The sequence below is a fragment of the Streptomyces sp. ISL-43 genome (assembly GCF_018614195.1).
Taxonomy (GTDB): Bacteria; Actinomycetota; Actinomycetes; order Streptomycetales; family Streptomycetaceae; genus Streptomyces.
The window spans coordinates 122484-134704 of record NZ_JAGGOT010000012.1; the positions used below are offsets into that span (position 1 = coordinate 122484).

9 protein-coding genes are annotated in these 12221 nt (G+C 72.1%); 7 read left to right on the plus strand and 2 right to left on the minus strand.

What is annotated here, in order from left to right:
- Nucleotides 1-124 precede the first annotated feature (124 nt).
- From J7F03_RS07765 to J7F03_RS07780, 4 genes are read left to right on the plus strand one after another with little or no spacing between them, the layout of a single operon-like run.
- Nucleotides 125-2239 carry a BTAD domain-containing putative transcriptional regulator gene (locus tag J7F03_RS07765; RefSeq protein WP_214947914.1) on the plus strand — a complete coding sequence of 705 codons (2115 nt, stop codon included), beginning with the start codon at nt 125-127 and terminating at the stop codon, nt 2237-2239.
- A 16-nt stretch (nt 2240-2255) separates the two neighbouring features.
- Entirely contained in the window at nt 2256-3344 is a 1089-nt protein-coding gene (locus J7F03_RS07770; protein WP_214947915.1) for a sulfite oxidase, read from the plus strand.
- A gap of 1 nt (nt 3345) precedes the next feature.
- Nucleotides 3346-4707, plus strand: coding sequence for a rhodanese-like domain-containing protein (locus J7F03_RS07775; RefSeq protein ID WP_214947916.1), 1362 nt, complete (start codon nt 3346-3348; stop codon nt 4705-4707).
- Nucleotides 4708-4726: 19 nt separating this feature from the next.
- Nucleotides 4727-5578 (plus strand): sulfurtransferase, encoded by an 852-nt coding sequence (locus J7F03_RS07780; protein WP_214947917.1) that lies wholly within the window; start codon nt 4727-4729, stop codon nt 5576-5578.
- A 66-nt stretch (nt 5579-5644) separates the two neighbouring features.
- Here J7F03_RS07780 and J7F03_RS07785 read toward each other — a convergent pair whose 3' ends face one another.
- Together J7F03_RS07785 and J7F03_RS41955 are read right to left on the minus strand one after the other, a co-directional pair.
- Complete coding sequence (locus tag J7F03_RS07785) at nt 5645-5953, minus strand: antibiotic biosynthesis monooxygenase family protein (RefSeq protein ID WP_214947918.1); 309 nt, start codon at nt 5951-5953, stop codon at nt 5645-5647.
- Nucleotides 5954-6561: 608 nt separating this feature from the next.
- A complete protein-coding gene (locus tag J7F03_RS41955; RefSeq protein WP_285440418.1) occupies nt 6562-6696 on the minus strand; it encodes a hypothetical protein in 135 nt (44 codons plus the stop codon).
- A gap of 298 nt (nt 6697-6994) precedes the next feature.
- Between J7F03_RS41955 and J7F03_RS07790 the strand changes: the two genes are divergently transcribed.
- The 3 genes from J7F03_RS07790 to J7F03_RS07800 all read left to right on the plus strand — a co-directional run bounded on the left by J7F03_RS07790 (nt 6995) and on the right by J7F03_RS07800 (nt 12204).
- Nucleotides 6995-8380, plus strand: a complete 1386-nt coding sequence (locus J7F03_RS07790; RefSeq protein WP_308379203.1) for an FAD-binding oxidoreductase — start codon at nt 6995-6997, stop codon at nt 8378-8380.
- Between the two features lie 419 nt (nt 8381-8799).
- Nucleotides 8800-10794, plus strand: a complete 1995-nt coding sequence (locus J7F03_RS07795; protein ID WP_251071560.1) for an acyl-CoA dehydrogenase family protein — start codon at nt 8800-8802, stop codon at nt 10792-10794.
- A 75-nt stretch (nt 10795-10869) separates the two neighbouring features.
- Nucleotides 10870-12204 carry a hypothetical protein gene (locus tag J7F03_RS07800; RefSeq protein ID WP_214947919.1) on the plus strand — a complete coding sequence of 445 codons (1335 nt, stop codon included), beginning with the start codon at nt 10870-10872 and terminating at the stop codon, nt 12202-12204.
- Nucleotides 12205-12221: the final 17 nt, after the last annotated feature.

Sequence of the window (12221 nt, forward strand, 5' to 3'; positions counted from 1 at the left end):
CGACACCGATCGATCGACAATCGGACTCACTCCGACGGCGCTACGCCGCACTGCACGGCGCTGATCAGGCACTCCCCCACCCCGGGGCGTAGATTCGAGGTATCGGCAGCGAAGGCGGTGTCGCATGGTCGAATTGCGGATCCGGCTGCTCGGCGGCTTCAGGGTGCAGGTTGGCCCACGGGAGATCGCCGACGGGGAGTGGCGGCTTCGAAAGGCGAAGAACCTGGTCAAATTGCTCGCGCTGGCGCCGGGCCACCGGCTCCACCGCGACCAGGCCTTGGACGTGCTGTGGCCGGAGCTCGATGCGGAGGCCGGTGCCAACCAGCTGCGGAAGGTGCTGCACGAGGCCCGGCGCACCCTGGATCCCGATCCGGCGGCGACCTACCGATACCTGGAGTCGGGCGAGTGTCTGGGGTTCTGCCGCGCGGTGGCCTGGTTCGATGTCGAGGCCTTCGAGGACGCGGCACTGCAAGCACGGCGCACCGGGGACCCGGCGGCGTACGAGCGGGCGATCGCGTTGTACGGCGGGGACCTGCTCCCGGAGGACCGGTACGCGGAGTGGGCCATCGAGACGGAGGAGGCACTCCGGGCCGAGTACCTCGCCCTGCTGGTCGAGCTGGGCCGGCTGCTGGAGGCCCGCGCCGACTTCGACGGAGCCGCTGCGGCCCTGCGCACGGCTGTGGGGATCGACCCGCTGCACGAGGACGCCGCAGTGGCGCTGATGCGGGTGTACGCGTTGGCAGGCCGACGGCACGAGGCGCTCGGTGAGTACCGGCGGCTGCGGGCCGCGCTCGAGCGCGAGTCGATCGCGGGTCCCGGCCCGGCGGCCGAGCGGCTGCACGAGCAGATCCGGACCGGTCAGGTCTTCCAGCCGGAGCTCACAGGTGACCTGTGGGAGCAGGTGGGCGATCTTCGGATGCTCTCCGGGGACACCGCCGGCGCGGCCGGCGCCTATACCTCCGCGCTGGACGCGGCGGGGCGCGGTCCGGGCGACGACCTGACCGCCGTCAGACTGCACCGCAAGGTGGCGACGGCGTACCTCGAGCAGCACGACAGTGAGGCCGCGGGGCCGCAGCTACGGGCCGCCGAGGAGCGACTGGCGGCCGATGGGAACCGGGCCGAGGCCGGGCGGGTGCTGGGCGTGCGCGCCAACTGGCTGTGGGAGGTGGGACGCTACGCCGAGGCGCAGGAGGCGGCCGAGGCGAGCCGGAACGCCGCTGAGCGGCATGGCACGCCCGAGGACATGGCTGCGGCCGACGAACAGCTGGCCATCGTCCACCACTGCCGGGGGAGTTGGCGGGAGGGCCTGCAGAGCGAGATCGAGCGGCTCGGAGCGGGCGCGGGCGAGGATACGCGGCTGGCACGAATCTTCGACATCCACTGCTGTATCGGGCAGTACCACCTGTACGGCGACGGCCTGAGCGACAGCGTCGAGGACTACGCCAGACGCACTCTGGATCTGGCGCTGTCGCGGGGCGCGCGACGGGCTGAGGCGTTCGCCTGGTGTCTGCTGGGCGAGTCGCTGCTGCTGCACGGCCGCTGGGACGAAGCCGCAGGCTGCCTGGAGCGCAGCGCGGAGGTCCACGACGAACTCGGCGGCCGGTCCAGCGCGCTGCCCCGGCAGCGGCTCGCCGAACTCGCCGCCGGCCGCGGCGACAGCGAGGCGGTGGCGGTGCAGCTGCGGCGGGGCATGGCCGCCGCGGCGATCTCCCCGCTGGCACAGCACGCCTTCGGTCGGCTCTACGCGACGGCCGCGTTCGACGCGGTCGAGCGCGGCGAGCCCGCCGAGGCGATCCGGGCGGCGCGCTCGGCCTCGGCCGCCGCCGCCAGGTACGGCGAATGCCCCAGCTGTACGGCGCTGCTCTACCCGGTTGCGGCCGAAGCGTTCGCGGCGCTCGGCGACGAGGCCGGAGCGGCCGAGCATGCGCGGGCGGCCGAGCGCGTGGCGGGCCTGTTCCAGAGCTCCGCGTGGAGCGCGATGGCCGAGACCGCCTCCGGTGCGCTGGCAGAGGTGCGGGGCGAGGCGTCCGAGGCACGACGGCAGCACCTGGCGGCGGCGCAGCTGTACGGCCGGGCCCGGCAGCCGTACTGGGCCGCCCGCTCGAAGGCGCGGGCGGTGCTCGCCGGTCCACGGCCGACAGCGGATCGGGGGCTGCTGGCCGAGGCCGCCGCCACCTTCGAGGCACTCGGTGCGGAGCGGCCGCTGCGTGCCGTCGCGGGTAGTACCGCGCGACTCTGACCGAAAGGTGAGCGAGATGACCGCAACCGACCTGCCACGGGCGCCCGAGACCGTGACGGCCGACCCGTACAACGCCCAGACGCCGCCGGCCGCGTTCGCCGAGCGGATGACGCCCGTGGACGCGTTCTTCGTCCGCGACCACTTCGGCATCCCGCGACTGGAGCCGCACCGGTGGCGGCTGAGCCTCGGCGGCCTGGTGGAGGCGCCCTGCGAACTCGGGTACGACGAGCTGCTCGCGCTGGGGCGCCGGGAGCTCGACCTCGTCCTGGAGTGCGCCGGCAACGGACGCAGTCTGATGGCCCCGCGCCCGCCGGGACTGCCCTGGGGCGAGCGGGCGGTAGGCTGCGCCCGGTTCGCGGGCGTGCCGTTCCAGGCAATCGCCGCTCGGGCCGGGGTGGCACCTCGGACGATCGAGTTCGTGTTCACCGGCGCGGACTCCGGCGAGGCACACGGCCGGCGGGTGTCCTTCGAACGCAGCCTGCCGGTGGACGTCGCGCTGCACCCGGACACGCTGCTCGCCACCCACATGAACGGTGTGCCGCTCGCCGCCGAGCACGGGGCTCCGGTGCGGCTGGTGGTGCCCGGCCGGTACGCGGTGGCCGATGTGAAGTGGCTGGTCGGGGCGCGGGCCGTGGCCGAGCCGTTCACCGGGGTCTTTCAGACGGACGAATACGTCTACCGCGCTTCGCGCGGCACCCCTGACGGGCCGGTCACGACCATGCGCGTCAAATCGCTGATCACCGCGCCGGAGCCGGGCGCGGTCGTCGCCCCGGGCGCCGAACTGACCGTCCGCGGCTGGGCCTGGTCCGGTGGCGTACCCGTGCGGCTGGTCGAGGTCCAGGTGGACGGCGGCAACTGGCATGAGGCCGGGCTCGCACGGCCGAGCGGACCGTACGCATGGACGGGGTGGTCGCTGCGCTGGACCCCGCAGCGGCCCGGGCGCCACCGGCTGCTGGCCCGCGCCACCGACGCGCTCGGCGAGACGCAGCCACTGCGGGCGCCGTGGAACGCCCAGGGGTACGGCTGCAACGCGGCGGCGAGCGTGGAGGTGCTGGTCCGCATGCCGGGGAACGCCCAGGGAACGGCGGCCGCACAGGATGGCTGACATGGACGAGTACGAGATCGGGATCATCACCACCGCCCCCCTGGGCGACACCAGCTACCTCCTGGTCAGCGGTGACGAGGCCGCCTTGGTCGACCCCCAGCGGGACTGCTGGGGCCTGCTCGCCGCCTGCGATGCCCGCAGGGTACGCGTCCGGTACGTCCTGGAGACCCATGTGCACAACGACTACATCTCCGGTGCCCTCGAGGTGCGGGCCGCGACGGGCGCCACCGTGGCCGGTCCGGCCCGAGCCGCGTACGCCTTCGACCACCTGCCGATGGCCGAGGACGACGAGATCGCCGTCGGCGACCTGCTGGTCCGGGCGATGGAGACACCCGGCCACACCGCCGAACACACCTCGTACCTGGTCTTCGGCGATGCTCAGCTGGCGCCGGAGGCCGTCTTCACCGGCGGCAGTCTGCTCGTCGGCAGCTCGGGCCGCACCGACCTGTCGGGCGAGGACCGGACCGAGAGCCTCGCCCGCGAACAGTTCCGGTCGCTGCGGCGGCTGGCCCTGCTGCCCGACGGCACCCGCGTGCTGCCCACACACGGCGCCGGCAGCTCCTGCGCCGCCGGCCCGGCCTCGGCCGAGCGGACGACGACGGTGGGCGCCGAGCGGCGCGCCAATCCGGCGCTGGCCGCGGACGAGCAGGGGTTCGTCAGCGAGCGGCTCCTCGGCCTGCCCCCGTACCCGGCGTACTACCGGCACATCGCACCGCTCAACCGCGCCGGGCCCCGCGTGCTCGGCGGTCCGCCGCCCGGTCCCCGGCCGCTCACGTCGGAGACCGTCGCCAGGCTGGTCACGGGCGGGGCGCTGGTGGTCGACGCGCGCGAGCGCAGGGCGTTCGCCGAGGCACACCTGCCCGGGTCGCTCTGCAACGAGCTGGACGACAGCTTCGCCGCCCTCGTCGGCCAGGTCGTGCCCTTCGGCACGCCGCTGGTACTGGTACTCCCGGAGCCGGTCACCGACGCGGCGGCCGAGGCGGTGACCCAGCTGCTGCGGATCGGCTACGAGCGAGTGGAGGGCTATCTCGACGGTGGGATCGAACGGTGGCAGGCCGACGGCCGCCCCGTCAGCTCCTTCCGTGCCGCGGACGCGACCGAACTGGTGCTGCCCGACCCCCGGCTACGGGTCCTCGACGTCCGCTCCCCGACCGAGCGCGGGAGCATCCCGGGAGCGCTGGCCATCCCGATCGGCGAACTTCCCCGGCGGCTGGCCGAGATCCCCCGGGACCGCGAGGTGTGGACGGTCTGCGGACGCGGGCGGCGGGCAGCCGTCGCGGCCAGCCTGCTCGACCGGGCGGGCATCCCGGTGACAGCGGTGGTCAGGGGCGGCGCACGGGACCTGATGACAGACGGGACCTGATGGCAGAAGGGAGAGCACGATGAGTACCAACGGCTACGCACACCCGGAGACATTGGTCAGCACGGAGTGGCTGGCCGGCCACCTGACCGACGGGACACTGCGGATCGTCGACGTGGACGAGGACACAGGCGCCTACGACAAGGGCCACATCCCCGGCTCCGTCGGCTGGAACTGGACGACCGACCTGCACACGAAGGTGGGCCGGGACTACCTGGACCGGGCCGCCCTCGGACAGCTGCTCGGCTTGGCCGGCGTGGAGGAGGACACCACCGTCGTGCTCTACGGCGGCAACAACAACTGGTTCGCCGCGTACGCCTACTGGATTCTGCGGCTGCGCGGCTTCGACGCGGTGAAGCTGCTCGACGGCGGCCGGAAGAAGTGGGAGCTGGAGAGCCGCCCGATGACCCAGGAGGTCATGGACCACCCGCGCACCCACTTCGAGGTGGCGGGGCCGGAACGCCCGCAGATCCGCGCGCTGCGCGACGAGGTGCTGGCGAAGGCCGGAACGGGCATCGGCCTGGTCGACGTACGCTCCCCCGAGGAGTTCCGGGGCGAGAAGCTGGCGCCCCCGCATCTGCCGCAGGAACAGGCGCAGGTGCCTGGCCACATCCCGACCGCGGCGAACGTCCCCTGGGCGCAGGCCGCCAACGACGACGGGACCTTCAAGTCGGCGGCGGAACTGCGGGACCTTTACCAGGCCGAGGGCATCACACCCGACCGCGAGGTCATCGCGTACTGCCGGATCGGCGAGCGCTCGTCGCACACCTGGTTCGCGCTGACCGAGCTGCTCGGCTACCCGGACGTCAAGAACTACGACGGCTCCTGGACCGAGTACGGCTCGCTGGTGGGCGCACCCGTGGAGCTGGGCTGACGGTGGCTCGATGAATGGCCTGACAATGGCCTGGCGGAAGATTTGCCGCCAGGCCATTGCCGCTGATCAGATGGCCTGTACCAGCTGGTAGCCGCCGCCCTGCATGTCCGTGCACAGTGCCCGGCACCCATCGAAGTGCTCGGCGAACTCGGGCTGGTCCTTCCACGCCCCCATCGACTCGGGATCCCGCCAGGACGCGAAGGACACGAAGTGGTCCGGGTCCTGCAGGTCCCGGATCAGCCGGGCCGCCTCGAAGCCGTCGTTGGCGTCCTTGGTCCAGGAGAGGAACTCCGTCCAGCGGTTGATGAACTCCTCGGCCTTGCCATCGGTGACCCGCCAGTTGCCCGAGGCCCAGTACCCGCCCTGCTCCGTCATCGTGACCACCTCGCTCCTCTTCCGTGGTCTGTCCCTCAACCGTAGGTGGCGGGTGTTCCCCACGTGTTCCCTGGTTCGAGGGGGACGCCGACGCGGTCGCCTGGATGGTCGACTGGGCGCACCATGGGCCGAGCGGGGCGAGTGTCGTCCGGGTTCTGGTCCACGGGGAAGAGCCCGACCGGTTCGAGGACTTCGAAATCCGCGGGTGACCGAGCGGCAGCTGTCCTTGCGCCTCGCCGCAACTGCCGAGCGAGCGCGGTGTACAGGTCCCGGACGCCATCCTCATGATCCAGGAGCTTCTGGGAGCCCGTTGCGTTGAGAGGCGCACGGCGGGTTCGGCGATCGAGGCCGTGGCTGTTCCGGCCTCCGGCCAAGGTTGATGTACGCGGTGAGCGCGGAGGACGCGCGGCCCCGCTGGCCAACCCGCCCGCCGAGGTGCAGCGGGCGGGCGCGGAGGAGGTCGTCACCCGCCTCGACGACCGGGCAGGGTCCTGTCTTGATCCGGGTCCCGTATTCCCCTGGCCGGCACCTCTGGATGAGAATGGCGGCACGATCGAACCTGCCCGGACGAACTCCGCTGACTACGGCACACCCGACCTCAGGCGGTGTTACCGCAGAGCGGAAAGGCCCTTCTGCAGGTCATCGAGGTTCATGACCGGCTCGAACGTGACCTCGGCGCCCATCTCCTGAAAGAACGGGTCGGCGATGGAAGGCAGCTGCGAGCTGTCCTGCATGTCGAACACGAGGATCATGGTGCGCCCGCCCTCAGGGGAGCACTACGAGGCCGTTGACATCCATGCGGGCCTTCATCATCATCCGCATCGCAAACTCTCCTCGCGCACCGTGACGTGCGCGGCTCATCCGAGCTCACTGGAGATCCGGTGCCGTCCCGCACACCCTCACCCCGCTGATCGCACACCGCAACATCTCGTACGCCTACGTGACGCAGGGCAACCGCTCCACACGGTCGGATGGGCGGCGGCGTAGCGTTGGACAGAGAGGCCCGACAGACTCCGGGGAGGCGTGGTGGCGTCCCTACAGGTGCAATCGCGAACCGGCGACCTGGTGGTCCTGGATGAATCGGCTGCCGAGCGCTTGGGTGTGGGGCTGCGTGGAGGGCTGCTCCGCCCGGGTGATCATGCGTACGAGCAGGCGCGTGCAGTCTGGAACGGCCTGATCGACCACCGGCCGGCGCTGATCGCCCGCTGCTCCGGAGCGGCCGACGTCGTTCAGGCCGTCGCCTTCGCCCGTGAGCACGACCTGCTGGTGTCGGTGCGAGGAGGCGGGCACAACATCGCGGGCAAAGCGGTGTGCACCGGCGGCCTGATGATCGACCTCTCGCCCATGCGAGGTGTCGCGGTCGATTCGGAGCGCTGCACGGCCCGAGTCGAGGGAGGTGCGACCCTCAAGGAACTGGACCAGGCCACGCAGGCATCAGGCCTGGCCACGACGGCGGGCGTCGTCACGCACACGGGCGTCGCCGGGCTCACCTTGGGCGGCGGCGTGGGCCGGCTGGCCCGGAGGTACGGCCTCTCCTGCGACAATCTGCGGGCCGCGGAGGTCGTCACCGCCGACGGCCGGGTGGTGAGAGCAGACGCGTCGAACAACGCCGACCTCTTTTGGGGTCTGCGGGGCGCCGGAGCCAACTTCGGGGTCACGACCTCCTTGGAGTTCCAGCTCCACCGTGTGGGCCCCGAAGTGCTCGGAGGCGTCGTCGTCCACCCCCTGAAGAAGGCGAAGGCCGCGCTGAGGTTCTACGGCGAGTACTCCCTGTCGGCTCCCGACGAGCTGTCGGCCGACGCGATCTTCCTGACTTCGCCCGATGGCGACCCAATGCTCGCCATCTCCGCGTGTTACATCGGGTCGCTGGAGGAGGGCGAGCGTGTGCTGCGACCACTCCGGCGGTTCGGCCCGCCGCTTGTCGACGGGATCGGCCCGGTGGCATATACGGAACTGCAGGCCGCGGCCGACGCCTTCTTCCCCGCCGGCCTCCGCTACTACTGGAAGTCCCATTTCCTGGAACGGATCGCCGACGACGCTGTGGAGGCCACGGTGGACCACTTCGCCCGCGCCCCGTCCCCCAGGTCCCTCATCGTCTTCCAGCAATACGGCGGTGCCGTCAGCCGCGTCGACCCATCCGCCACGGCCTTCCGCCCCCGGAACGCGCAGTATGACAACTTCGCTGCGTCCATCTGGACCGACCCCGGGGAACTCCAGACGCAGAGGCAGTGGGTCCGGCGGTGGTGGGACGTGGTGAGCCCCTTCTCTCTGGGAGCCGAATACGTGAACAACCTGGGAGAAGAGGGGGAGGAGCGCGTGCGGGCGGCCTACGGCGGGAACTATGAGCGGCTCGTGTCTCTCAAGAACACGTACGATCCCGACAACCTTTTCCGCCTGAACGCGAACATCCGGCCGAGCCGGCGGTGATACCCAATAGATGCGTCCTCTCCGGGTCACAGCACGAGGGGGCGTCTTGCCGATCACAATGCGCGTCAGATGAGCACCGGCCCGTCGATGCGTTCCGGTCGGCGCCATGGTGGAGCGACGAGTTCCGCCGGGCGCGGCGGCGCCATGACGCGTGTTGCCGGGGTGTTCCCACGGGAACACGGATGGCCGATCATGCGGGTGGATGCGGCCAGATGCGTGAAGATGCGGGCCGAAGCGCCGAGCATTGGCGCAGGTGAGAGAGAAGCCGCAAGGTCAGGGGCGTTGTAGAGAGCCCACTGTGCGGGGGCTCCGGCCGTCCCCTTTTTACCGCCGCTTCCCCGCCGCCCGAAACGGGTACGACTCACTGGTAGCACCCACCGGTAAGCACTCCCACTCTCGGCGGCGAGGTGAGTCCCCTCATGTCGGCAGCACAGCCCGGCGGCACGCAGCCAGCACAGCCCGTACAGCCCGTACAGCCCGCAGAGCCCGTACAGCCCAAGGTGACCGAGCGCGAGGCACGGCAGGTCGCGGAAGCGGCCCGGGAACAGAACTGGCAGCGACCGAGCTTCGCCAAGGAGCTCTTCCTCGGCAGGTTCCGGCTCGACCTGATCCACCCCCACCCGCTCCCCGCCGACGAGGACGTCCGGCGCGGGGAGGCCTTCCTGGCCCGGCTGCGGGAGTTCTGCGAGAGCTCGATCGACGGAGCGCGCATCGAGCGCGAGGCGAAGATCCCCGACGAGACCGTGCGCGGGCTGAAAGAGCTCGGCGCGCTCGGAATGAAGATCGACCCGAAGTACGGGGGCCTCGGCCTCACCCAGGTGTACTACAACAAGGCGCTCGCCCTCGTCGGCTCGGTCAGCCCGGCGATCGGGGCCCTGCTCTCCGCCCATCAGTCGATCGGCGTACCCCAGCCGCTGAAGATGTTCGGCACGCAGGAGCAGAAGGACGCCTATCTGCCCCGCTGCGCGACCACCGCCATCAGCGCCTTCCTCCTCACCGAGCCGGACGTCGGCTCCGACCCGGCGCGGCTGGCCACCACGGCGGTCCCGGACGGGGAGGACGCCTACGTCCTGGACGGCGTGAAGCTCTGGACCACCAACGGGGTCGTCGCGGACCTGCTCGTCGTCATGGCCCGCGTACCCAAGAGCGAGAACCACCGGGGCGGGATCACCGCCTTCGTCGTCGAGGCCGACTCGCCGGGCATCACCGTCGAGCACCGCAACGCCTTCATGGGCCTGCGCGGCCTGGAGAACGGCGTCACCCGCTTCCACCGGGTACGGGTACCGGCCGCCCAGCGCATCGGCGCCGAGGGCGCCGGGCTGAAGATCGCCCTGACCACGCTGAACACCGGCCGGCTGTCGCTGCCCGCCATGTGCGTCGGCGCCGGGAAGTGGTGCCTGAAGATCGCCCGCGAGTGGTCCGGCGTACGCGAGCAGTGGGGGCGGCCGGTCGCGAAGCACGAGGCCGTCGGCGCCAAGATCTCCTTCATCGCCGCCACCACCTTCGCCCTGGAGGCCGTGGTCGACCTGGCCTCCCAGATGGCCGACGACGACCGCAACGACATCCGGATCGAGGCCGCCCTCGCCAAGCTCTACGGCTCCGAGATGGCCTGCCTGATGGCCGACGAGCTGGTCCAGATCCGCGGCGGACGGGGCTTCGAGACCGCCGAGTCGCTCGCGGCGCGCGGAGAGCGGGCCGTCCCCGCCGAGCAGATGCTCCGCGACCTGCGCATCAACCGGATCTTCGAGGGCTCCACCGAGATCATGCACCTGCTGATCGCCCGCGAGGCCGTGGACGCCCACCTGTCGGTCGCCGGGGACCTCATCGACCCCGACAAGGCGCTGGGAGACAAGGCGAAGGCGGGCGCCCGCGCCGCCGGGTTCTACGCCCGCTGGCTGCCCAAGCTGGCCACCGGAGCCGGCCAGGTCCCCGGCACCTACCGGGCCTTCCACCCCGCCGGCCACCCCGACCTCGCCACGCACCTGCGGTATGTCGAGCGCGGGTCGCGCAAACTCGCCCGGTCCACGTTCTACGCCATGTCCCGCTGGCAGGGCCGCATGGAGACCAAGCAGGGGTTCCTCGGCCGGATCGTCGACATCGGCGCCGAGCTCTTCGCGATGAGCGCGGCCTGCGTGCGCGCCGAGCACCTGAGGGAAGCGGGCGAGCACGGCCGGGAGGCCTACCAGCTCGCCGACGCCTTCTGCCGGCAGTCCCGGCTGCGGGTGGAGGAGCTCTTCGGCCGGCTCTGGGACAACACCGACGACCTGGACCGCAAGGTCGTCGACGGCGTCCTGTCCGGTACCTACACCTGGCTGGAGGAGGGCATCCTCGACCCGTCCGGCGACGGCCCGTGGATCGCCGACGCCGCCCCCGGCCCCTCCACACAGAAGAACGTGCACCGCCCGATCCGCTGACCTGCGATCATCGCCGGACACCGGACGGGTGTACGACCCTGGTGGCAGGCAGTGGACACGGCGAGGAACAGAGCGATGGACCAGCACAGGGACAACAGAAGGCTCGCCTGGTGCGTGGCGCTCGTGCTGCGCCACGCGCCACAGCACGTCGCCACCGCCCTGATCGGGCGCCTCGACTCCGCCACCCGCAACTACCTCACCCGGGACGAGTGGCTGCCCGCCTCCGCGGTCAGCCTGCTGCTCCGCGACGGCAGCGACCAGGACCGCCGGTCCGTGGCCCGCAACCCCCACGTCCTCGGCCGCCCGCTGCCCGGCCTGCCCGGACCCGCCCGGTACGCCGCCCGCCGGACCCCGCCCGCCCTCCTGCCCGTCCTCGGCGCCGAACTCGGCCGGGATCCCGCCGAGGCGCCCCTGACCTCCGAGGCGTCCCTGACCTCCGAAGACCTGCTCCTGCTGCTGCGCCGGCACGGCACGCACCGGCCGGGGGTCCCGCTCGACATCCTGGCGCTCCCGCACGAGGCGGACCCCGAGCTGCTCTGGTTCGCGCACGCCCGGGAGCCGCTGCCGCCCGGCTCGGTCGAGGCCCTGCTGCTGCGCGGCGGCCTGCCCCCGAGAGCCGCCCGCGGACTGCTCGACCTCCACGCCGCCCGGTCCTACGGCCGCTCCTGGTACCGGCCCGCCGTCCGCGCCGTCCGGATGGGCCTGATCACCCAATCCGAGCTCGTCGACGACGTCCGCCCCGCCGGCCTCGCGCTGCTGCTCGCCGACCTTCCCGCGACCCGCGGACTGCGCTGGAGCCTGCCCGAACTGGCCGGGATGCACACGGCGCTGCGGCGCACCCTGGCCCCGCTGGGGGACGATCCCCGCCTGTGGGCCGAGCTGCTCCGCCACGCCCACACCTTCCCCGGCCCGCTCACCGAACTCGCCTCGCGGACGGCCGCCGGCACCCTGCCCGAGCCCCCGGACGGCCCGTCCCTGCCCGGACTGGCCCGCGCCGTGGCCCGCCTCGCCCCGACGGCCGTGGAACCCACCGGGGGAGTGGAGCGCGAACTCGCCCTGGCCAGCCTCGCCGTGCCCATGGACACCGTCGAGGAGGACATCCGCTGGGTCCGCGACTGCCTGGACCGGCAGCTGCTCACCGGCGTCGACGTCATCCGCCACAAGCTCCCGGCCGTCTGGGCGCTGGACGAGGACCACTGGCTGGGCGCCGTGGACCACCCCGACCGGTACGACCGGCCCGAGGCCGTGCTCGCCGCCCGTGCAGAGGCCGACCGGCTGTTCGCCGTGGCCCTCGGCGACGACCCGGACGCCTGGTGGCGGGCCGCCAGCACGCTCCCGGACTTCGCCGGAACCCTCCCGCACCTCCTCCTGCGGGTCACCGAAGGGGGCTCCGTGTCCGGCCGCCCCTGACTTGCGGCAACAATGGG